The organism is Polyangium mundeleinium (genome assembly GCF_028369105.1).
Lineage (GTDB): Bacteria > Myxococcota_A > Polyangia > Polyangiales > Polyangiaceae > Polyangium > Polyangium mundeleinium.
This window is the reverse complement of sequence record NZ_JAQNDO010000001.1, coordinates 10897777-10920002: the sequence shown is the minus strand read 5'-3', so window position 1 is coordinate 10920002 and position 22226 is coordinate 10897777. Positions and strand designations below refer to the sequence as shown.

The window sequence follows — 22226 nt, the reverse complement described above, 5'->3', positions numbered from 1 at the left end:
CGGCCCGAGGATCCGCGCCCGCGGTCGCGACGTCAAGCCCTTGTGAACGGCGCCGCATGCGCGTAGCCTGGGTCGAGCGAGGGCAAGCGATGCGACGACGAATGCTCGAGGGGGCGCTCCTGGTTTGTCTTTCCACGGGCGTGGTGTCCGGCTGCGGGGGCGACCCTGCGCCGGCGACGGTCGATCCCAAGACGAACCCGGACGAGGGCCCCTCTGCGGGAAACCAGGACGGTGCTTGCGCCGTGCCGGCCGAGGCCCAGGCGGCGGATACGTCGAATCCGACCCAGATCGTCGGCAATGGCACGACGGAGAGCTGCACCTCGGACGCATTCGTCGACGCCGTGGCGAAGGGCGGCATCATCACGTTCGATTGCGGTCCGGAGCCGGTGATCATCACACTCGACCGCACGGCGAAGATTTTCAACGACACCGGCCCCGAGATTGTGATCGACGGCGGCGGGAAGGTCACGCTGAGCGGCGGGGGCGCGCGGCGTATCCTCTACATGAACACCTGCGACGAGGCGCAACACTGGACCACGCCGATGTGCCAGAACCAGGACCACCCCCGGCTCACGGTGCAAAACCTGACGTTCATCGACGGCAATGCAAAAGGCGAGGATCCGGACGGCGGCGGCGCGATCTTCGTGCGCGGAGGCCGCTTCAAGGTAGTGAACAGCCGCTTCTTCAACAACGTCTGCGACGATGTCGGGCCGGACGTCGGGGGCGGCGCGATCCGCGTGCTCAGCCAATACGAGGGGCTGCCCGTGTACGTCGTGAGCAGCACGTTCGGCGGGAGCGAGAAGCTCGGTAACGTCTGCTCGAACGGCGGCGCGCTGAGCAGCATCGGCGTCTCGTACACGGTCCTGAATAGCCTGATGTCCCACCAGCGCGCGATTGGCAACGGCGCGAACCCGGCGAAGGACGGAACCCCGGGCGGCGGCAGCGGCGGCGCCATTTACAACGACGGCAATACCTTCACGCTCACCGTCTGCGGGACGAAGATCGCGGAGAACCATGCGAACGAAGGGGGCGGCGCCATCTTCTTCGTCAGCAACGATCGAACGGGCACGCTCGTCATCGAGGACTCGTTGCTCTCGAACAACCCGAGCCTCGGCTTCGAGACGCCAGGGTATCCCGGCATCTTCGTGCTCGCGAACGGGGATCCACAAGTCACGAACTCCACCCTGGAGTGACCGAACCATGTCCACCATTCACATCTCCGCCGCACCCGGCGATTTCGCCGACGTGGTCCTGATGCCAGGGGATCCCCTCCGCGCCCGCTACATCGCCGAGCGTTTCCTGGAGCAGTCGCGCGAGGTGACGGCCGTGCGCAACATGCTCGGGTTCACCGGCCAGTATCAGGGGCAACGTGTCTCGGTCATGGGGCACGGGATGGGCATCCCGTCGATCTCCATTTACGCGACCGAGCTCATTCGTCATTACGGCGCGCGTGTCCTCATTCGGGTCGGAAGCTGCGGTGCGCTCCGGCCGGAGGTCGATCTGAAGGAGGTGATCGTCGCCCTCGCCGCGGGCACGGATTCCCGAGTCAATCGCCATCGCTTCCTCGACCACGACTTCCCGGCAGTCGCGGATTTCGAGCTGGCGCGGAAGGCGATGGAGCTCGCCGTGCGCCGGGGCCAGCCGGTTCGGGCTGGCTCCGTGTTCAGCTCCGACCTTTTTTATACGCAGGATGCCGCGCTGCTTCATGCGACGCTCGTGCGCATGGGCATGCTCGCGATCGAAATGGAGGTGGCGGGCCTTTATGGCGTGGCCGCCGAGCAGGGCGCGAGGGCGCTCGCGCTCCTCTCGGTCGCGGACAACCTGCCGATCGGCAGCGCGCTCTCCTCCGCGGAGCGCGAGACGAGCTTCGACGCGATGATTGGGCTCGCGCTGGAGCTCGCGGCCGCCGAGGCCGCTGCCATCGCGCCGCGATAGGATTCGCCGTCAGCGGCCGCGTCGACCTGGCCCTTTTTGAGGATCGTCGGGAGCGATGATCACGGATTGGGCCAGCGCGTCGTCCTCGGGCGCCCCCTGAAACGGCAAGGGTTTGCGAGGAACGGACGAGCTGAGATCGGCCGTATCCCCGAGCCCGGGCGCGCGCGGAGGAGGAGGCGGCGCGGGCGGCGCCGGGGGCATTTCGGGGGCCGCAGCGTCCGGCGGCATCTGGAAGGGCATTGTCGGCATCCTGGTTTGGGGCCGGAATGCGGGGCGTGTCGCGCCGAGGTCGGACTGGAAAGGGGAGGGGACGCGGGCGGGAATGGGGGGCGCTGCAGGCGCGGGGGCAGGCGCGGGCGCGGAAGGTTTCACGTATTGTGTCCACACGGAGCCGGCGCTTTGAGGCGCGCGCGAGGGCGGTTCGTCGCGCATGAACGAAGGCCGCTCGGGCGCGCGCTCCTCGGGATCGGGCGCGTCCGGATCGATAGGCTCGCCGAGCGATTCCAGGCGAGGAGGCCATTCGCGGAGCTTGCGCGAGGTGCTGCCAAAGGCGCGGGCGAAGCGAAGCACGATGTCGGGTGTTTCCTCGGCAGCCGCCTCGGCGAGCGCCTCGCCCGACGCAGTCGCGGCCCGCGCCCAGCGCGCTGGGCGAATGCCGCAGCGCAGGAGGACCTCCTCGGCGAAGTGCGGCGGGAAAACTTCCGATACGCCATCACCTCCACGAACCGCTCGAGCGTGAGGCCCTCGCGGCGCTCCTCGATAGGGGCCTCATGGGACGCAGAACCGGGCTTCGTGGTCATGATTGGCTCCCGGTGGGATCATCTCTTGGGTTGCTGCTGCACGAAATCGACCCAGCCTTGGCGCGGCCCATGAGCGGGGTCCTTCACCCATTCGCAGCCTGGACGCGCGCCGAGCTCGCAAGCTTTTTGCGCGAGCTCCTTGGCCTTCGTGCGGCTCTTCGATACACCCAGGCCGAGCTCGTGAATCCAGGCCGCGCCGAAGCATCCGAGGCCGTCCTTTTGATCGCAAGCGAACAGGTACGAGCGCAGCGCCTCGGGGTATGCGTCCTTCGGCGGCACTCCGTGTCCTTGGGTCCCAAGCAAGAAGGCTGCGACGCTCCGGCAACCACCGGAATCGCCACGGCGGCATGCTCGCCTGTAGAGCCCCAGTGCCCGCGTCGCATCCTGCTTCTCCAGCGTGACCGCGAACCGCGTGCAACTGGGGCCGAAGCCGAGATGACATGCCTTCTCTTCGAGCTCCGTGGCGCGCCTCTCGTCTTGGGGAAAACCATTGCCCTTCGCGTAGAGGTGCGCGAGCCTGTAGCAACCGCTGCCGTCACCGTCCTCACACGCTCGTTGATACAAAGCGCCTGCACCTTGAAGGTTCTTGGGAACGCCTCGACCGTCCTCCATCTTGATACCGAAAAGCACACATGTTCGTGGATGGCCACGATCGCAGGCCGTTCGAAGCACCTCGATTTCCTTGACTGGATCCTGCTTCGTACCGACCCCATCTGCGTGGTACTCGGCCAAGGTGTCGCAGGGTTCGAGCTTCTCGTCACATGACGCTTGCAGGAGCTTGAACGCATTCTGACGGAGCACCAGCGCGTGTACCTCGTCCGGCTTCTCGCCATCCCACCCGAGCTCGTACATGGTGCCATTGATGGTACAGCCCCGGTAGTCCCCCAGCTCGCAGGCGTGTTCGAGGTATTGCTTGGCCAGTGGATGGTCCTTCTTGACTGGTTTCCCTTGGCGGTACACGCCGCCGAGGATCGTACAGGAATTCGCATGCCCAGCCTCGCAACTCTTCTTGGCGAGAGCGATGGCAGCCTTGATATCGGGCTCCTTGTCCGCAAGCACTTCCATGTCGCCGTTGACGAGCAGGACGCTCGCGAGATGCCCACACGCGGGCATGTACCCGGCATCGCAGGACTTGCGGTACAGCGCCACGGACGAAGCATCCTCGTCGAGCAGGGAACCCAGCTCGTCGCAGGCCTCCAGGTCGCTCGCGTCACAAGCTCTTTGGAACAGCTCGACGAGGCGGACCTTGTTCCGCCGGCCTGCCTTTCCCTGCTGCATGAGCAATCCGAGGTTCCGGCAGCTTGGGGCGTCGCCCGCGTCGCACGCAGCCTTGCATAGATCGGCCCCGCCCGCGCGCGTGCACGGAGGCGGAGGCGTCGTGGGGGCGGCGGCGCGTTTTCCGTCGGAGCCGCCGGAGGGGTCGTCGGGGCGGTCTTTGCCGCGACCTGTGGGGGCGCGGGGGAGGGCTTTGTCGGCTCCGGGGCAGCCAAGGCACATGCGGCGGCGAGGAGCGACAACGACAGCAGGAACGGGCGTTCCCGCATGGTCAAACTCATACGAGCGCGACTTCCTGCGCCGACTGGTCGTGGTCGTGCACGATGGCCGTATCGATGAGAAGCTCCGGGGGAGGCGGCGGCTCGGCCGCGGGTTTGCCGTCGCGGAAGAGATCCGGAATTTCGATCGTGTGGTCGTTCGTATACGGATCGCAGAACCGGTTGTGCACGTGCTCGGCGTCGTAAGACATCTGTAAGACCGGGTCCTGCTTCGGGTTGGGGGCGACACGAGCCCGGATGGCGTCCGGGATGGCGTTGCCCTGGAAGTTCTCGCTCGTCGAGCCGAAATTCAGCTCCGAGCGCTTGCGATGCCAGTAGAGGCAAGTGCCGTTCGACGCGTTCGTCAAGACGATCGTGTCGCGGTAGTCGTGGATGTACTGGAGCCCGGGCGTCGGCTCGACGAGCGGGTCCTTTTTCTTGTCGCGCCTCGGGTTCGCCTTTTTGATCTCGTATTTTTTCTTCTTCTTGGCCTCGTACACGACGGGCTCCATCTCCGTGAGCCTCCGATGGCGAGCGCCGTGCTCCCACATCATCCGCGCGAGCTCGCCCTGCGGCGTGTAGATGATGAACCAGCCCTGGAGCTTGGTGAATCCAGGCATGTTCCGGAGCGCCCACACGCAACGCGAGATGTGGAAGTTGTCGTCCTCGGTCTCGCCATACATCCGCACCATCTTGCTCACGTAGAGAATGTGATCGTCCGTCATCTTCGCGGGCGGCACGCGTTCGGTGATGACGAGGCGCAGGAGGCCAATCGGACGAGCGCGGCGGATGAACTTCGCCATTTCGAGGAGGTTCTCGGGTGGCTCGGGCGGCACGCCGAGGCCGCAGAACGTGGTGCCCTGGTAGACCTGCGACACGAAGTTCCCGTCGTAAATGCCCTCCTTGCCCGTGGGATCCATGAGCGTGTGGGCCACGTGCTCGTCGAGCGGATGCCCGTTCGTCGTGTCGAGGAGCTGAACCTTCTTCTTGTCCTTGCTGATGCGGAGAACGACGTTGATGTGCGAGCCTTTGCGTTGTCCGGAGACCGGCACGTCGACCTGCACGGTAAAATGTTCCGCAGGGATGTCGAGATACGTGGGATTGCTCGACAGGATGGTCTCTTGTATTGTGAGGTTCTTCTCGTTGTCCTGGTACACGACCTGCTGGTCCCTGAACTTGCTTTTCACCTCGGGCAAATCATTCAGGGCATGCTCACGATGCTCCTTCTTGAGCTGCGGAGCACCATTCTTGTCGACCTCGATCCAGTGCGGGGGAACCCACGCTGTCGTGTACTTCGCATCCCCGAACGGATTGTAACAATACGCCGAGCCCGGCCGCAGTGGCACCGGCATTGCCTCCGTGCTGTTCGCGGGCGCTCCCTTTTTCGGCGGCACCGGCTCGATCCCCGTCGCGATCGGCACCCGCAGGTGCGCGAGGTTCGTCGGGTACCACATCCCGCCTTTTTGGGGGTCGAAAATGGGTTTGCCCTTGTTCTGGCTCGCCGCCAGGTTCGTGTTCTGCCTCCCTCGGAACGGGACAAACCTGACTGCCGTGCTACACGGTCGAGGACAAACCGTTCATGCCGAAGCGAATCCGAAGAAACCACACGAGCGAGCAGAAGGCCGCGCTGCTGAAGCGCCACCACGTGGAGAAGGTGCCCGTTTCGAGCCTTTGCGACGAGACGAAGCTGCAGCCGAGCCTCTTCTACACCTGGCAGCGGCAGCTGTTCGAGAACGCGGCCGTCGTGTTCGATGGGCCGCCGAAGGACAAGCCCTCGGCACGCGAGCGTGAGCTCGAAGCGCGCGTCGCGCAGCTGGAGGCCAAGCTCTCGAAGAAGGACGCGGTGATCGCGGAGATCTCCGAGGAATACGTCAAGCTGAAAAAAGAACTTGGGGAGCCCTGACCGGCCGGTGGGTTCCCCACGACACGCGTGACGAGGTCGTCGACTTCGTCCGCGTGTGGGCCGACAAGACGAATATCATCGGGGAGAGCTTCATTCGCTGGCTCGGCGTCGCGCGCAGCAAGTTCTTCGACTGGAAGAAGCGCTACGGTAAGGCGAACGAGCACAATGCAGATGTGCCACGCGACTTCTGGATCGGGCCCGAGGAGCGGCAGAAGGTGCTCGACTTCCACGCAAAGAACCCGCTCGAGGGCTATCGCCGATTGACGTTCATGATGCTGGACCAGGACGTCGTCGCCGTCAGTCCTTCGACCACCTATCGGGTGCTGTCGGCGGCAGGCCGCCTCGACCGTTGGAAGCGGGGCGCGTCGAAGAAGGGCACCGGCTTCGTGCAGCCGCTCAGGCCGCACGAGCACTGGCACATCGATATCGCCTACCTGAACGTAGCTGGCACGTTCTATTACCTGTGCTCGCTGCTCGACGGCGCCAGCCGCGCGATCGTCCATTGGGAGATTCGCGAAGCGATGACCGAGTTGGATGTCGAGTGCATCGCACAGCGTGCGCGCGAGAAGTACCCTGACGAAAGGCCACGCATCATCTCGGACAACGGCCCGCAGTTCATCGCGAAGGACTTCAAGGAGTTCATCCGAATCGCGGGCATGACGCACGTGCGCATCTCGGTCAACTACCCCCAGTCGAATGGCAAGATCGAGCGCTGGCACAGGACGCTGAAGAGCGACGCGATTCGGGTGACGCCGCCGTTATCGCTCGCGGATGCCCGCCGTATCGTCGGGCGCTTCGTCGACCATTACAACGGCGTGCGCTTGCACAGCGCCATCGGGTACATCACACCGAACGACGCGCTCGCGGGCCGAGCCGATATCATCTGGGCCGCACGTGACACGAAGCTCGAGGCAGCTCGTGAGGCGCGGCGGCAGCGTCGCCTGGCAGCGAGGGCGGCTGCGCATCCGGAGCTCCGAGCCCCCGCCGGAGGCTCCGTCTGCCCATCGCCCGCATAATCGCGGAGCCGCCGCGCGCAGCAAAGGGCAATCTCGCGCCCGGAGCCACCCGCAGCCGCGGCGAGATGCTCGGGGCTGCGCCGGGCAGCAACCGCGGCCGCCTGGAAGCCAAACCCGGCGAGGATGGCGAGGACGCGAGTTGCCCAACGCGAGCACGGTGGCACTCTCGGTGGCGCGTGGGCCTCGCGAATTCAGGCCGCTTGTGACTTGCCTTGGAGAGGTTTTACTTTACTATACCGGGACCGCGTCCTGTTCACGGGGAACCAGTACACCCGGGTGCGCCGCAGGGTTCGAGACCTTCGCGATGGATTCGTACGCCGCCTGGATGAATTGCTTTTCCGCCTCGGGGATCGCCATGAAACCCTCAATTCCCGTGCACGTCGAGCAGCGTTCGTTGTGTCGCCTCGTCGAGCGCCCCCGACGCTTCGAGCTCGTGATCCCGCTGGAACCAGGCGAGCGCCGCGCGCGTCTCGTCGTCGATCTCGCCCTGACCCGCGCCCACGTAATACCCGAGGTTCTTCAGCCGCACCTGCGCGCCCGCGACCGAGGCGATGTCGGGCAATGCGCCGATCTTCACCGAATACTCCCGTTTCGGCCCCGTGCGATCCTCGCCGAGCCACAACGTGCTCCGCGCCGTTTGCGCGTCCTTCGGGACGTCTTGCTCGACGCGCCCGTCCGGCCCCGTCGTGTCGTCGCATTTGAAACCCTCGCAGACGAGGTCGTAGAGCTTGCCCGCGTAAGGTTCGAAGTTCTCGTCCGTGAGCTGGAGGCGGAGTTGTACGGTCTCCGGCTCCTTCCCGTCGCGCGTCGGGTCCTTGGGGCGGCTGTCCTTGCAGTTCAAAAGGACGCGCGTCCCCTTCACGCTCGCGTCCCGATCGAGCTCGATCGACGATTTCTCGCCGTACAGCTTGAGCACCTTGGAGACGATCTCCGCCTCCTCGCCGAGGCGCACGGCGGGGCCCTTGCCCATCATGGCCGCGCTCTCCTGCCCCTCGATCTCCACGCGGCGCGCGCGCAGGACGATCCGATCCGAGAGGATCTCCACCACGCTGTCCCCACCACCAGCGAAATGCCCTGATCCGCCTGGATTCGGGCGGTTTTTCCGGCCGATACGATCCACTTGCCGGAGACGTTCGTCTCGACGATCCCGTCGTCGCGCCCCTCGCCCACGACCACCGCGTGCTCCGCCTCCACGCGGAGTACGCTCTGGCCCATCACCACCGTCATGTGATCGCCGTGCACCGTGTGCTGCTCCGATCCGTGCACGACCTCCGTGCGGCTTCCCCGGACCTCGCTCGCCACGTCACCGCCCGTGGTCTGTGCCATGCCGCCCGAGACGCTCACGGTCGCGCTGCCCTCGATCGTTTGCACGAGCGCGCCGGCCACGTGATCGTCGCGGTCGCCCTGCACGCGCAGGACGTGCTTGCTCCTGCCCCGAGGGCCCCACGACCGTCGCCGTCTCCATCACCTGGCGCATCGTGTGGCGCGGCTTCTTCGGGCGGACGGCGACCGCGGCGGGCGCCGCGCGGAACGTCGTGGTGAAGACCGGATCGTTCGTCCCGGCCTGCTGCGGGTCGTGGCCTTCGTGGACGGCGCGGACCACGACGTAATCGCCGTTCAGCGCGGGGACGTCATGATCTTCGAGCGTGAAGCGGTGGCCCGGCGAGAGCCTGCGGCAATACGTCGTCCCCTCGGCGAGCGCGGCGCGCGCCCTCCGCTGTTCGAGCATCGTGATCGCCCGCGCCGGTTCGATCTCCGGCTCCTCGTCCTCGCCGTGGTGCTCGTACACGACGAGGCTCTCCGCCTTGCCCGCGCTCGCCCGGAGCTCGGCCGTGGGCTTGCGGAAATCGTGATCTCGGACGAGCGTGCCTTCCGTCGCCGCGTTCGATTGGCGTGTAAAACGCGTGACCTGGTCCTCGCGGATCGTGAGCGTGGTCGCGCCGTCGGCCCTGCGGAACACGAGGATCTCGGAGCCGGGGATGCGCGGATAAAGGGTGGGGGCGTCGCCGAAAACCACGACCTCCCGTCGTCGGTCCCGTCGCCGGGACATTCGAAGTGGTAGAAGACGCCGGCCTCCGCGGCAAGGCGCTGCACGAAGGCGAGGTCGCTCTCGCGGTGCTGCACGCAATACGCGCGGCGCGGGTGAGGGCCGAGCAGGTCGAAGCGGCAGGGGATGCCGTGCCCCGCAAGCACGGCGGCGATGATTTCGGGAAACGTACGGTCCTGAAAGATGCGGCTCCGCTGGTTCAGCCGGCAGAGCGCGAGCCGCGGCGCGATGCGCAGGCGGAAGGCGATCCGGCCCGGTTCGACGGTGCCCTCGGCGCGCACGCGCGTGATCACGCCGCGCACGATGCGCGGAGCCTGGTCGGGGACCGCGATCCGCAAGACGGCGTCCTGGCCAATCGTGTCGCGCTCGAAGCTGCCTTCGTCGAGTCCCTGCGCCGGCGCAAACACGACCACGTCGAAGACAAACGGCCGCGAGATGCGCTCCTCGCCGGCGAGGTTGACGATCGTGAGGCGGCCGAAGTCGAGCTGCCCGATGCGGAGTTCGAAGTGGGTCCTGGGGTCGACGGAGTGGGCCATGGGCGGGTCGCGTTGACGATATTACCCGGGCGGCCGCGTCACGAGGGTATAGAGCACGGATAGGTCGTTCTGGAGGTCCATCGCGTCCTCCCCCTGATCCCAGCCGAGGACGCGTCCGATCGTCCGGATCGCCTCGGTGTCGTCCCGATCGATGACACGCACCTCGAATCCCGCCGCCGTGAAGGCCTCGCGCGGGAACGGGGAGCGGCCGTCGGACCAGGGCACGAAGGGTTTGTCCGGGGGCGTCGGGGCCGGGCAGATGTTTTAGATGAGGAAAAACCCTCCGGGGCGCAAGCGCTCGAAGACAGCGCCGAGGAACGTCGCGTCGTCCACGCCGAGCCGGATGAGCTTGCTCTCGTCCGCGGGCCGGTCCGGGTGGATGTATCCCTTCTTGAGGACGTTTTTCGAGACAATCACGTCGAACGGCCCGGCCGAGGCCGCGCGGACCGTGGGATCGCCGGGGAAACTCCCGTGGAGGAGGCGCAGCGAGCCTGCTGCGCCCGAGAGGCCGGGGATCACGCCTTGATCGCCGGGCGCGCCGTACAGCACGGGGAGGAGCGGGTCGACGTCCACGCCGACCGCATGCACGCCGAGGCTCGCGAGCATCCGGAGGTGCCCGGCGCCGCCATACCCGAAATCGAAGAATCGGGATCCCGGCGACAGCGTGGCCCCCGCGTCGCCGAGCACCTCGAGCGCGCGTGTATACGCGAGCGGAGAGCTGTACCGCGTGTTGTAATAAAACTCCTCGTCGACGGGCAGCGGCTTGAATGCGTCGCGGTCCGGGATCCGCGACCAACCGTCCGCGTCGACGACGCGCTTCTTTTCCGCGTCCCGGTACAACGTGCGGGGCGCGACGGCCGGGAGCGACGGCGCCGCCGAGAGGAATCGGCGGGCGAGCTCGGAACGGACGAGCGGGGCGAGTTTTTCGGCGTCGGCGCGGATGCGCGCCACGCCCTGCGAAGCGTCTGCGGGCGCTGCGGGCGCGGGCGCGACGGCGCGGGCCGGCTCGCGTGGAGCGGCGCCGCCGCAGGCCGGAAGGACGAGGGGGGCCACGAGAAGGACGGCGAAGGGGAGCCCGAGGCGCGTCGACATGAAGCCCGCGTAGCAGGGGCGCTCCGGCGAATCAATGGCGGAGGCGCAGAGCGCCCGGGCGCGGGAGGCGTCCTGGCCGAAGCCCCGCGGATTGCCACTTTTTCCGGACGCGCCGTCCCGACGACGAGCGCCGGGACAACGTGACAATCGACGGAGGCGCGGGAATCGCGCACCCGCGGGCCCGTTTCTCCCGCGTGAAAAAAATCGAAGAGTTGCTGGCGCGCGCCGTCCAGGTGTCGCTGGGGGGCCTCGAGTGGATGTTCCATGCCACCCTCGTCGTCATCCTGACCCCCACCCTCCTGGCGGTCCTGGTCGGGCCGGGGATCGGCGTCATTTACGCTTGCACGCAGTGGGTCCTCTCCGTCTCTGGGGGTTTGGCGTGGTACCCGACGGCCTTCGGAGGCCTCTTCCTCGGGGTGTACCTGTTCCCCATTTCCATCCTGTCTGGCACGTTCGGCCGGCACCTCTCTGAGCGCGTCGCGCGTTTGCACCAGGTCCGCGTGGCCGAGGCTCTGCCCCATGAGTGCGTGGCGATCGACGCCATGGTCGTGGGAGGTCGCCCGGCCCAGGACCGCCAGCCGGCCTCCGCCGCGGCCGACGTATGGGTCACCTATCCCCTCGTCCTTCAGGATGCGGCCAGCGACATGCTACATGTCGAGCGCTCGGACGGCGCGGATACGCCAGCCGACGTGAACGCGGCCCCTTATGGTATGGTCCGCGTGGGGCATCGCGTCGTGGCTGTCGGCGAGGTCCGGCGTGATGAGCCGGGCGGGGGCCCGTACCGCGTCCGCGCCCGCGGCGCTCGGCTCGTGCGCGGCAAGGCGCCCTTCTTCACGGTCCGTGAAGGAGACCTCGCTTCCGTGGCCGCCGTGCTCCACCTCCGAGAGACCCCGCGCGGCTGGGGTATCTTTTCTCTCGCAGCGCTCGCCCTCGGCCTCGGCTCCATGATCGGCGCCCAGTCCGCAGCGCCGCCCTGGTTTCCGTGAAGGGGCCGCTGCGAAGCATTTTGCGCACCGGGCCCTCCGCTACAGGATCGCGTAATGGGTTTTGACGCGGCGCCCCGGACGGATGTACCATCCCGCGCCGTGCCGCCGCTTCGTTACTTCGTACCCAATGGGTTCACCGGGCTTTCGCTTCTCCTCGGCCTCGGCTCCGTCGTGATGAGCGCAGAAGGCAATTTCCGCCTCGCAGCGTGGATGATCCTCTGGGGCGTCCTGCTCGACAAGCTCGACGGCAGCGCCGCGCGCTTGCTCAACGCGACGAGCAAGTTCGGCGTCGAGTTCGACAGCTTCGCCGACTTCGTGGTCTTCGGCATCGCCCCGGCGGCGCTCGTGTACTACCGGCTGCTTCCGATCGGGCCGATGCTCGGCTGGGAGAAACACGCGCTCCTCGCGACCTCGGGCCTCTACGCGCTCGCGCTCGCCGTGCGCCTCGCGCGCTTCAACGTGACGACGGGCGGCGAGGGCATCTTCTACGGCCTGCCAGGCACGTTGATGGGCGCAATGATCGCCTCGGCGTACCTCACCTGGGACAAGTACGGTTTGCCCGAGCGCTCGCTCATCGCGAGCCCCGCCGTGCTGGTGATCGCCGCAGGGCTCATGGTCAGCACGGTCCGTCTGCCGAAGCTGAAGCTCGGCAAGAACAAGGTCCTCAAGGCGTTCACGGTGTGCAACGTCGTCGGGGCGTACCTGTGCGGCCCGCTGCGGATCCTGCCCGAGTACCTGTTCGGCATCGCCCTGATCTACACCGTGGGCGGGGTCGTGTATTGCCTGATGAACCCGAGCGCCGGCCTCGACGCCGAGCCCGAGTCGGCCCCCGAGCCCGCCACCACCGAGCGCCTCGCCTGACTTTCCCGCGTTTTCGTGCATGCATGGCTCGGCGCGATGTCCACGCCGCGTGCCCTCTTCGTCACGGAAGCGCAGCCGGATCGCCCACGCCGTCCCCCTCCGATGCCCCGGGCGCGGCGCGTCTGACACCGCCACCATTGCCATCAGCCGGGACGCGATGTCGTAGCTTCGGGCGCAATACACGTGTGAGCTGTCTCACTTTTTGGTGGTCACGCGAGTTCTCCCCGCTATCCTCCTGATAAGCCGCGTGCGTGGCCCTGGCGTGTCGCCGGGGCGAAAGCTCCGGCGATTGCTTGGCTCGCGGGTGCTTCAAGCCTCGCGATTCAGGGAGGGGCTACATGAGGGCCATCGGTGCTCCGACGGACCGCTTACGATCATTTCACGGCGCGATTCCCGCGCGTCTCTCGATCCTCTTGCTGCTCGGCGTGGGCGCCTGCGGGCCTTCGGAGGAGCCCGTACACGAGAACGCGGAGGCAATCGGAGGGAAGCCGGCTGAACAGCCGCTGGTGATCAACATCGACCGCTCATTGATGATCACGGATCTGCCGACACTCGAAGCCAAAGATTCGAAGGGAAACTTTCTCTTCTCGCTGGAACGAGTGCTCGGTCAACTCGCGGCGACCAGCGGGTCGAACCCGGGCGGCCTCGACGCCGTCAAGCTCTACCAGAGCATCTTCGATACGAACAACACGAAGGCTGGGGGCTTCCTCTCCGACGGGCAACACTGCGACGACGAGAAAGACGCCAATGGCAGGCCGGTGCTGAACGGCTTCCCGATCGAGTGCCCACGGCAGGAGGGCGCGCTGGCGGATCTGTCGAAGCACAACCCATACTGTAGCGGCCCGGGCTGCGATCCCTACACGCCGATCGCCATCGCCAACCGATTCGATCTGGCCCCGGGCAATGGGCAAAACTGCGGCCAGTTCCGCATCATCTTCGCCAAGGGGTCTCAGGAATCTCCCCTGAAGACGGCCGGCAACCAGCTTCTGCTCAACCGCAACCTCCTCATTTTCGAGGCGATCCTGCCGAACCCGAAGCCTGCGTTCGGCCTCAAGGGGTGCGCGAAGGTGGCCGAGCTCTGGGCCGGGCTCACGAACATGCATAAACCGTCGGAGCGGGCCGAGGAGCTCGAGCGCTTCTTCTTCAAAGGCGCCTCGGGCTTCCCGGCGGCCCTGCGGTGGGAGCATTTCACGGGCGAGTGGGATCCCCAAACGGGCGAGGCGCTGAGCGGCCAGATTCGTAGCAACCAGTTCTTGAACGACGCCGCCGTCGGCGGGCTCGGGCAGCCGTGGCAGCTCCGCGAGTACCACCTGCGGCGTTCCTGCAATGGCAAGGCCAAAAAGCAGAATTGCAAGGCCGAGGTCCGGATGGTCCCGACCCAGGTGAACCCCGAGGCAAGTCTGTTCAGCGACAACAACACGAGCCCGCGGGCGATCTCGTTCCGCAACCCGAACAACGCCACGGGGTTCATCAGCCAGGTGCCCGCGCTCGCGCTGAGCGACCCGAACCTCTTCAACATGAATCGATTGGGCAAGGAGTTCAACGGCGGGCAGAGCACGTCGCAACCAGCACTCCTCCCGGGCGGAACGCCGGTGGTCAACGACACGAACTACAACTTCGTGTTCAATCCCAACGGGGCCTTCGCCGCGAAGATCCAGGCCAAGCTCAATGCGATCGGGAGCTCGCTCACGCCCGCCGAGATCGTGCGCCGAGCCCAGTCCCAGGCCTGCGGAGGGTGCCACGAGCTCGCCACGTCGACGGCGCCGATCTTCGGCGGCGTGGCCAACGCAGAGAGGCTCGGCGGCGGCATCGTATGGCCCAACGTGGCGCCGGGGCCCGAGTCCGCGCCGGGCGTGCGGCCCCTCGCGTTCACGCAGGTCTCCGATTCGGTCCTCGTGCCGACGGCCACCGGGGTCACCTGCAATAAGGCGTGCACCGCAGAACCCGACTCCTGCCAGTGCGCGTGGGCCGTCTCGCCGGCCTTGGCCACCGCCTTCCTGCCGTTCCGGCGGGACTACCTGGTCGATTACCTGCAAAGCCTGCCCGGCAAAGGCAACCCGCACGGGCGAGGCGAAGGCGAAGGCGACGGCGAGCTCTTCTGAGCGCATGCGCCGGCATGCCGGCCTGATTTTTCCGCGATTTCCTGCCCGCCTACGCTATCATGGGTTCGCCCATGAAGCGCCGCGCCCCGTCCTCGATCGCGACGATCGTGCTCACGTTCGTCCTTCTCCTCGCCGCGTCCCCCGCGTGGGCCAAGGGCAAGAAGCCTCCGCCTCCGCCGCCGCTCGACGGCAAGACGATCGATTACGCGTGGGACGGCAAGGACGTCGGACACCCGGAGCGCGCCTGGCTGGGTCGGGCGTTCGTGCATCAAACGGCCCTCGCGGACGCGAACGCCAAGCGTCCGCTCCTGGTCTTCATCCACGGCCTGAACACCGAGCGCATCAAGTATCGGTGGATGGGCGGCGGAAACGAGGGCGACGTGCGGCGCATCGTGGCCGGGCTCGTCGAGGCCGGGAAGATCCCGCCGGTGATCGTGGCCGCGCCGAGCTCGATCGTCCCCTCGGCCGTGACGAACGCCGTGACGAGCTGGCCCGCTTTTGATCTCGATCGGTTCGTCGACGAGACCGGGAAAGCGCTGGGCGGCACGGCCAGCATCGATTCGAGTCGCATCCTCGTCGCCGCGCACTCGGGCGGCGGGTGCAACGTGCGCGGCGGCATCGCGACTGCGATCCGAGGGAAAACGAAGGTGCACGCGGCGCTGTCGATCGACACGTGCATGCTCCCCGATATGGCGAAGGTGCTGGCGAGCGGCCGATCCGACATGCACGTGATCGTCTCGTGGCAGACGCTCTCGTGGGCGAAACGTCCGTTCGGCGATTTTCGCGCGGTGTTCACGAAAGGCGTGGCCGAGAACCCCGCCGCGTCCGGGTTTCTGCGGGAGCTCGAGCACGTGCAGCCGCGTGAGCCCATGCCACACGACGCGATGGTGGGCTTGACGCTCGGTCGGTGGCTCCCGATTCTACTTCCCACAGGGAACGGGAGTCCCCCGACCCCGTCGCCCTGATACGACGCGGAACGCTCGTCGCGGGCCTCCCGCTTGCAAGCGTTGCCCTCATGGCGCGCGCCTGCCCGCAAGGACCCCTCCTCAGAAGCCGGTACGGTCTCGTCGGGGTGGTGCTCGGGGGGGTCCTCGGCGCGCTCGGGCTCGGATGCTCGACGAACGGCGCGCCGCGCGTCGATACCCGATGCACGCTCGTCCCCGGAGGAAACGCGGGGCCCGCCGGCGGCGCCGCCCTGAAAGCGGAGACCGTGGCGGACGGGCTCGAAGTGCCGTGGGGAATCGCCTTCCTGCCGAACGACGACATGCTCGTGACCGAGCGGCCCGGCCGCGTCCGGCTCGTGCATCAAGGTGGGCTCACGCCGCCCATCCTCGTGCTCCCCGCGGTGCAGGAAGGGGAAGGCGGGCTTCTCGGCGTCGCCGTCGATCCGAAATTCGCGCAAAATCGGTATTTTTACATTTACGTGACGGTGCGCGGGCCGGATGGGCCCGAGAATCAAATCGAACGATATCGGCTCGCCGACGATAGCGCGAGCGCGACGCGCGACAAGGTGCTCGTCGCGGGGATCCCGGCCGGTCGTTTCCACAATGGCGGGCGGCTGCGTTTCGGGCCCGACGGGATGTTGTATGCAGGGACGGGGGACGCGCAGCACCCGGATCTCGCGCGGGACCCGCGGAGCCTCGGCGGGAAGCTCTTGCGAATGACGCCCGACGGGGAGGTGCCCGGGGACAATCCATTCCGCAAGAGCCTCGTGTACCTGAGTGGCGTGCGCAACGTGCAGGCCTTCGCGTTCGCGCCCGGCGGCGAGGTGATCGTGGCGGATCACGGGCCGAGCGGGGAGATGGGCCGGGAGGGGCACGACGAGATCACGCGGGCACGGGCCGGCGACGATCTCGGGTGGCCCACGTATTACGGATGCGAGGTGGCGCTCGGGGTGACGGCGCCGTCCTTGGTGTTCGAGCAAGCGACGCCGCCGGGCGGGGCCGTGCTTTACCAGGGGGACGCGATTCGCGAGTGGAGAGGGAGCCTGCTCGTGGCGACGCTCGGCTCGCAGCACCTGCACCGCGTGACGTTCGACAGGGACGACCCGAAGCGCGTCGAGCACCACGAGGTGTATTTTCAGGGCGAGGGGCCGACGGGGCTCGGGCGGCTCCGGGACGTGGTGACGGGGCCCGAGGGCGCGCTCTACGTGACGACGAGCAATTGCGACGGCCGCGGCGATTGCCCTCGCGACAAGGACAAGATTTACCGTATTACCCGCTGGTCCCCGCTGCCCGCCCTGCCGCCTTCGCCCGAGGGCTGACGTCTTTTTCCTTCCGTGGTGGGAGCGGGCGGGCACTTTTGCTAGGGTCCCGGGGCCGCCGTGTGGATCGCTCGCCCGCCTTTCGCCGTGCTCCTCGCCGTTTCGTTGCTCGGCTGCGTGCAGCGCCCTCCCGGCCCGCCGCTCTGCGCCGCGGACGTGCCCTGCGCGGCCGAGGGAGACGCCTGCGTGGTCGGCCGCTGTCGGCCCAAAAAAGACTTGGTCGTGGCCGCGCTGGACGCGCGGCGCCTCGTGCTCTTCCCGGACGCCGTCGCGGTCGTCTCGTCGAAGGGGCCGAGCGGCGGCGGGGGCGCGCTGCCGGAGGCCGTCTCGCTCGGGCGAAGCGCGGCGGGGGATACGTCGCTCCTGCTCCACTTCGAGGTGCCCGTCGCCGAGGTCGGCGAGGTGTCGTCGGCGTTCCTCGTGCTGGAGACGGCGACCGCATCCGAGCCGCCGACCCAGCCGGTGTCGCTCTCGATCGCGCGGATCCTCGACCCCTGGCGCGCCGATTTCGTGTCGTGGGGGCGGAGCCCGCGCCTCGACGTGGCCGAGACGGCGGGCACGGTGGGCGTGACGTCCCCGAGCCCGGTGCGCTTCGACGTGACGCACGTGGTGCAGCGATGGGCGAAGCGGACCGATGCGGAGCACGGGCTCGCGGTGATGGCCGACCCGAACGATCCGCGCGGGATCACGTTTTCCCTCGGCGTGGTGGAGAAGCGGGGCCCGCGCCTCGAGGTCTACGTCCGGTGACGGCTCAGGAGCCGTTGCTCTCGGTCCGCGACCTCGCCGTCTCGTTCGCGACCGCCGAGGGCACCCGCGTGAAGGCGCTCGACGGCGTCTCGTTCGACGTGCCGCAAGGCAAGACCGTGGGGCTCGTGGGCGAGTCGGGCTGCGGGAAGACCGTGACGGCGCTGTCGATCCTGCGACTCTTGCCGACGCCGAGCGCGCGGATCGACCACGGCGCGATCGTGTTTCAGGGCGAGGATCTGCTCACGCTGCCGGAGCGCGCGATGCGACAGGTGCGCGGCGGCAAGATCGGGATGGTCTTCCAGGAGCCGCTGACGGCGCTCACACCGGTCTACTCGGTGGGCGCGCAGATCATGGAGGCGCTCCGCCTGCACGAGCGCATGTCCCGCAAGGAGGCGCGGGCCCGCGCGCTCGCGCTGCTCCACCGCGTGGGGTTTCCCCGGCCCGACGAGCGCTTCGACAGCTACCCGCACGAGCTCAGCGGAGGCATGCGGCAGCGCGTGCTGCTCGCGATGGCGCTCGCCGCGCCGCCGCGCCTGCTCGTCGCGGACGAACCCACGAGCGCGCTCGACATGGCGCTCCGCGCGCAGATCATGGCGCTGCTCGCCGATCAAGCGCGCGAGCTCGGGATGAGCTTGCTCGTGATCACCCACGATCTGCCGTTCGTCGCGGAGATCGCGCACGAGCTCGTGGTGCTCTACGCGGGGAAGGTGGTGGAGACGGGGCCACCTTCGCGGGTGCTCGCGTCGCCGCGGCACCCGTACACGCAGGCGCTCGTGCGCAGCGTGCCGCCCGCGGGCTCGTTCCGGACGCGCGGAGAGAAACGAAAGGCGCTGCCGACGATCGAAGGATCGTTGCCAGATCCGCGGCGTTCGCCGGGCGGATGCGCGTTCGCGCCGCGTTGCCCCGAGGTGATGGATCGGTGCCGCGAGGAGGCGCCGCCGCTCTTCAAGGCCGAGGGCGGACGCGACGTGGTCCGGTGTTTCCTGCAAGGAGGCGCGGCATGAGCGGCGGACCGGACAAACCTCGCTCGAGCAAACCGCTGCTCCAGGTCGAGAAGCTCTCGGTGCTCTACCCCGTGCGGCAGGGGTTTTTTCGCGCGCCGAAGTTCCTGCACGCGGTCGACAGCGTGAGCTTCTACATCCGGCCGGGCGAGACGCTGGGGCTCGTGGGTGAGTCGGGCTGCGGCAAGAGCACGCTCGGGCGCACGGTGCTGCGCCTCGTCGATCCCACGCTCGGGCGCATCGTGTTCGACGGGCAAGACATCACGCGCCTCTCCGAGCGAGCGATCCGGCCGTTGCGCCGGCGCATGCAGATCGTCTTTCAAGACCCGTACTCGTCGCTCAACCCGCGCATGACGGTGCGCGAGATCGTGGGCGAAGGGATCGCGGCGCTCCGGCTCGCGAAGACCACGCGCGAGGCCAACGAGACCGTGGAGGAGATGGTCGCGAAGGTGGGGCTCGGCCCCGAGGCGCTCGATCGTTACCCGAACGAGTTCTCGGGCGGGCAGCGGCAACGCATCGCGATCGCGCGGGCTCTCGCGGTGCGGCCCGACTTCGTGGTCTGCGACGAGCCCACGAGCGCGCTCGACGTGTCGGTGCAGGCGCAGATCCTGAACCTGCTCGAGCGGCTGCAGGACGAGCTGTCCGTGAGTTACCTGTTCATCTCGCATGACCTGCGCGTGGTCGGCTACATGAGCCATCGCATCGCGGTCATGTACCTCGGCCGCATCGTGGAGATGGGGCCGGCGCGCGAGGTCGCCGAGCGGCGGCTGCACCCGTACACGCGGGCGCTCTTCGGAGCGCTGCCGCGCGAGGACGGCGATCCGCGGCCTCGGCGCGTGCTCTGGGGCGAGCCGCCCGGCCCGCTCGAACCGCCGCGCGGGTGCGTGTTCCAGTCGCGTTGCCAGAAAGCCGAGAACGGGCGCTGCGACGTCGAGGCGCCGGACCTCACGGAGATCGTGCCCGGCAGCCACCATCGCGTGGCGTGTTTCCACCCGGAAGCGAGCGAGTTGCTGGCGCCACGACCGAGCGCGAGGCCCTCGATCCCCGCGAGCCCGCCGAGCGAGGGCTGAACCTCAGGCGCCCATGTGCTCCGCCGACTCGGCGTCCTCGATGCGGATGTCGGGCGAGGGCAGCTCGAGCTCTTCACAGGCGAGGACCGCTTCGAGCTTGATCGGGTTCGCGATCGTGGGGGTTTGTCCGACCGTGAGGGCCTCGACGACGGCGCCGAGCGTCCAGCGGCCGAGCGACGAGAGGCGCACCTGATCGCCGCTGACTTGCAGCGCGTCGCGCAGGTCTTCGTGCTGCTGGAGCAGCTCGTCGGCCTCGGGGCCGAGCACCATGCGGGCCGTGCGGACGACGCGGCGGAGCACGCTGTTCCAGGCCGTGATCGTCTCCTCGTCGGCGACGTCGTCGAGGATGTCGAGGCCCACGGGCAGGCGCGCGAGGCGCTCGATGTAGCGGTGGAGCAGCGGGCCGCGCAGCAAGCGGCCGTGCTGTGGGGCGATGATCTCGACCGGCGGATCGAGGGCGCGGATGACGTCCATCGCGCGGGTGAGGACGCGGTTCGTCGGCATGTACGTCTGGTGGAAGGCGCGGATGCCGGCCCAGTCGCTCTCGTCGGCCCAGAGCCCGCGCGCCTCGATCGGCGTGAGCCCGCCGAAGAGATCCCCCGTGAAGAGCACGCGTGTCTCCGGATCGTAGAGCATCACGGCGCCGCGGAAGTGGCAGAACGGGCTCGGGACGGGGAGCATCATGTGGCCCGTGGGCACGTCGAAGCCGCGGGGAAAACGGGCCGTGTCGACGTAACGCTCGGGCGGCAGGTTGAAGTGCACGATGAGGCGCCACGTCGCCTCGGAGCAGACGATCGAGGCGCCGGGCGCGTAACGGGCCGAGATCACCGCGGCGCTCGACCCGACGTCCGGATCCTGGTGGTTGACGAACAGCGCGGAGAGCTTGTTCATCCCGCCGATGAGCGTGCCGATCTTCGCCGAGACGACGGCGAAGTCGGAGCTCGATCCGGGGTCGACGAGCAGATGGAACGGGCCTGCCTGTTCGAAGCCGGGTTGGGGGCGGAAGATGCGCAGGTAGGGGTTCGCGTGGAAGATGCTCTTCGGGTCGCGCTTGCCGACCCAGAACGTGTCCTTCGCGATCTCGATGGGCGAGACCACCTCGGGCCGGTCGTTCGGCTGGGGCGGCGCGGGACGCTGCGCGGCCGGGGGGCGTGCGGCGGGCGAGAGGGGGCCGCTCGTGCCGCGCGAGGGCGTGAGCTGGCCGAGGGAGGCCTCCGGAGCGAGCGCGGCGCGAGGCGCGAGGGCCGGCGCCGAGTCCGGCGGCGTGGGCAACGTGGGCGGCAGCGGGCGCTTCGTGCCGGCGATGGCGAGGGTGGCTGGCTCGGAGCTCGTGCCGACCCTCGGCTCCATCAACGCTTTGCCATACAGGCGATGGGCTTCGGGCGTGTTCCCCGGCGAGACACGCGTCGTGGGCTGCATCGCGTCGGTGACGGCGACGCGCATCGAGGCGGCGTCCTGAAAGCGGTTCGCCTTGTCGAACTGGAGGGCCCGATCGACGAGCTCGATCACGGCGCGGGGGAGGGACGGCGCGACGAGCGCGAGCGAGCCGACGGGCTTCGTGGCGGCCAGGATCAGGCTGCCGGTGAGGTTGCCGGCGTCGTGCACGAGGCTGCCGGAGAGGAGCGTGTACAGGGTCGCGCCGACGGCCCACAGGTCGCTCGTGGCGTCGACCTCGTTCCAGTCGCCGCGCGCCTGCTCGGGGGGCATGAAGCCCGGCGTGCCCATGGTCATGCCGAAGCTCGTCACGATGCGGCCTTGCTCGACCGCGGCTTCGAGCACGCGCGCGAGGCCGAAATCGAGGACCTTGATGGTGCCGGTCTGCGTGAGGAAGATGTTCTCGGGCTTGAGATCGCGGTGCAGGATGCGCTTTTCGTGGGCGGCGACGAGCACGTCGAGCACGGCGAGCCCGAGCGCGAGCACCTCAGGCGTGGGGAGCCTGCCGCCGCAGCGCTGGGCGATGCGGTCGTAGGTCTCGCCTTCGAGCAGCTCCATCACGAGGAAGGCGAGGCCGTCGTCGGTCTCGTCGTCGTCGAGGATCCGGACGACGCCGGGGTGGCCGACGGCGTTCGCGGCATACCCCTCGTGGTGGAAACGGGCGCGGATCGCGGGCTCGGCGGCGAGGTCCGTGTGGAGGACTTTGACGGCCGCGCGGTTCTTGTTGCGGTGCGTGGCCGCGTAGACGGCCGCCATGCCGCCCACGCCGAGCAGCATATCGAGCCGCCACTTTCCCTTCAAAAGCGTGCCGATGCGCGCCTCTGCGCGCTCTCGATTCGCCCGTTCCACGGCGATCATGCGCTCGTTTCCACCAAGGGACCCTCCGCGACCGGCATTGCGG

Annotated in this window: 21 protein-coding genes and 1 pseudogene; 12 read left to right on the top strand and 10 right to left on the bottom strand. The window is 68.1% G+C overall.

The annotated features are described in order from the left end of the window. The first annotated feature begins 89 nt into the window (after positions 1-89). Together POL67_RS42995 and deoD are read left to right on the top strand one after the other, a co-directional pair. Positions 90-1193 (top strand): hypothetical protein, encoded by a 1104-nt coding sequence (locus POL67_RS42995; RefSeq protein ID WP_271926993.1) that lies wholly within the window; start codon positions 90-92, stop codon positions 1191-1193. Positions 1194-1200: 7 nt separating this feature from the next. Then, the gene (gene deoD / locus POL67_RS42990; protein ID WP_271926991.1) at positions 1201-1935 is read left to right on the top strand and encodes a purine-nucleoside phosphorylase; all 735 of its coding nucleotides are present in this window, start codon (positions 1201-1203) and stop codon (positions 1933-1935) included. A 9-nt stretch (positions 1936-1944) separates the two neighbouring features. Here deoD and POL67_RS42985 read toward each other — a convergent pair whose 3' ends face one another. From POL67_RS42985 to POL67_RS42975, 3 genes are all read right to left on the bottom strand, one after another. Next, the gene (locus POL67_RS42985; protein ID WP_271926990.1) at positions 1945-2505 is read right to left on the bottom strand and encodes a hypothetical protein; all 561 of its coding nucleotides are present in this window, start codon (positions 2503-2505) and stop codon (positions 1945-1947) included. A gap of 248 nt (positions 2506-2753) precedes the next feature. After that, the gene (locus tag POL67_RS42980) at positions 2754-4013 is read right to left on the bottom strand and encodes a tetratricopeptide repeat protein (RefSeq protein ID WP_271926989.1); all 1260 of its coding nucleotides are present in this window, start codon (positions 4011-4013) and stop codon (positions 2754-2756) included. 274 nt (positions 4014-4287) lie between these two features. Then, complete coding sequence (locus tag POL67_RS42975) at positions 4288-5721, bottom strand: hypothetical protein (RefSeq protein ID WP_271926987.1); 1434 nt, start codon at positions 5719-5721, stop codon at positions 4288-4290. A gap of 125 nt (positions 5722-5846) precedes the next feature. Between POL67_RS42975 and POL67_RS42970 the strand changes: the two genes are divergently transcribed. Both POL67_RS42970 and POL67_RS42965 read left to right on the top strand, forming a co-directional pair. Beyond that, positions 5847-6170 (top strand): transposase, encoded by a 324-nt coding sequence (locus tag POL67_RS42970; RefSeq protein ID WP_271917931.1) that lies wholly within the window; start codon positions 5847-5849, stop codon positions 6168-6170. Positions 6171-6223: 53 nt separating this feature from the next. Then, complete coding sequence (locus POL67_RS42965; RefSeq protein WP_271926985.1) at positions 6224-7186, top strand: DDE-type integrase/transposase/recombinase; 963 nt, start codon at positions 6224-6226, stop codon at positions 7184-7186. A 231-nt stretch (positions 7187-7417) separates the two neighbouring features. Here POL67_RS42965 and POL67_RS42960 read toward each other — a convergent pair whose 3' ends face one another. From POL67_RS42960 to POL67_RS42935, 6 genes and pseudogenes are all read right to left on the bottom strand, one after another. Then, the gene (locus POL67_RS42960) at positions 7418-7543 is read right to left on the bottom strand and encodes a hypothetical protein (RefSeq protein WP_271926984.1); all 126 of its coding nucleotides are present in this window, start codon (positions 7541-7543) and stop codon (positions 7418-7420) included. Between the two features lie 7 nt (positions 7544-7550). Beyond that, positions 7551-8231: a peptidoglycan-binding domain-containing protein gene (locus POL67_RS42955; RefSeq protein WP_271926982.1), complete on the bottom strand. Its 681-nt coding sequence runs from the start codon at positions 8229-8231 to the stop codon at positions 7551-7553. Next, the gene (locus POL67_RS42950) at positions 8156-8512 is read right to left on the bottom strand and encodes a hypothetical protein (protein ID WP_271926980.1); all 357 of its coding nucleotides are present in this window, start codon (positions 8510-8512) and stop codon (positions 8156-8158) included. The genes POL67_RS42955 and POL67_RS42950 overlap by 76 nt, the downstream gene beginning before the upstream one ends. Continuing rightward, positions 8490-9769: pseudogene (locus POL67_RS42945) on the bottom strand (type VI secretion system Vgr family protein). The gene POL67_RS42950 and the pseudogene POL67_RS42945 overlap by 23 nt, the downstream one beginning before the upstream one ends. A gap of 21 nt (positions 9770-9790) precedes the next feature. Then, positions 9791-9994, bottom strand: a complete 204-nt coding sequence (locus tag POL67_RS42940) for a hypothetical protein (RefSeq protein WP_271926978.1) — start codon at positions 9992-9994, stop codon at positions 9791-9793. Positions 9995-10033: 39 nt separating this feature from the next. After that, entirely contained in the window at positions 10034-10861 is an 828-nt protein-coding gene (locus POL67_RS42935; RefSeq protein ID WP_271926976.1) for a class I SAM-dependent methyltransferase, read from the bottom strand. 140 nt (positions 10862-11001) lie between these two features. On the opposite strand from POL67_RS42935, the gene POL67_RS42930 reads away from it, so the two are divergent. From POL67_RS42930 to POL67_RS42895, 8 genes are all read left to right on the top strand, one after another. Then, positions 11002-11847, top strand: coding sequence for a hypothetical protein (locus tag POL67_RS42930; protein ID WP_271926974.1), 846 nt, complete (start codon positions 11002-11004; stop codon positions 11845-11847). A gap of 99 nt (positions 11848-11946) precedes the next feature. Continuing rightward, on the top strand, positions 11947-12708 hold the full coding sequence (locus POL67_RS42925; RefSeq protein ID WP_271926972.1) for a CDP-alcohol phosphatidyltransferase family protein: 762 nt from the start codon (positions 11947-11949) through the stop codon (positions 12706-12708). A gap of 338 nt (positions 12709-13046) precedes the next feature. Next, positions 13047-14810: a hypothetical protein gene (locus POL67_RS42920; RefSeq protein WP_271926970.1), complete on the top strand. Its 1764-nt coding sequence runs from the start codon at positions 13047-13049 to the stop codon at positions 14808-14810. Between the two features lie 71 nt (positions 14811-14881). Beyond that, on the top strand, positions 14882-15775 hold the full coding sequence (locus tag POL67_RS42915; RefSeq protein WP_271926969.1) for a hypothetical protein: 894 nt from the start codon (positions 14882-14884) through the stop codon (positions 15773-15775). Positions 15776-15882: 107 nt separating this feature from the next. Next, a complete protein-coding gene (locus POL67_RS42910; RefSeq protein ID WP_271926968.1) occupies positions 15883-17073 on the top strand; it encodes a PQQ-dependent sugar dehydrogenase in 1191 nt (396 codons plus the stop codon). Positions 17074-17133: 60 nt separating this feature from the next. Next, the gene (locus POL67_RS42905) at positions 17134-17820 is read left to right on the top strand and encodes a DNRLRE domain-containing protein (protein ID WP_271926966.1); all 687 of its coding nucleotides are present in this window, start codon (positions 17134-17136) and stop codon (positions 17818-17820) included. Next, entirely contained in the window at positions 17817-18824 is a 1008-nt protein-coding gene (locus POL67_RS42900; RefSeq protein ID WP_271926964.1) for an ABC transporter ATP-binding protein, read from the top strand. The genes POL67_RS42905 and POL67_RS42900 overlap by 4 nt, the downstream gene beginning before the upstream one ends. Next, positions 18821-19891: an ABC transporter ATP-binding protein gene (locus POL67_RS42895; RefSeq protein ID WP_271926963.1), complete on the top strand. Its 1071-nt coding sequence runs from the start codon at positions 18821-18823 to the stop codon at positions 19889-19891. The genes POL67_RS42900 and POL67_RS42895 overlap by 4 nt, the downstream gene beginning before the upstream one ends. Before the next feature lie 3 nt (positions 19892-19894). On the opposite strand, the gene POL67_RS42890 is transcribed toward POL67_RS42895, so the two are convergent. After that, a complete protein-coding gene (locus tag POL67_RS42890) occupies positions 19895-22183 on the bottom strand; it encodes an oxygen-binding di-iron domain-containing protein (protein WP_271926962.1) in 2289 nt (762 codons plus the stop codon). Positions 22184-22226 lie beyond the last annotated feature (43 nt).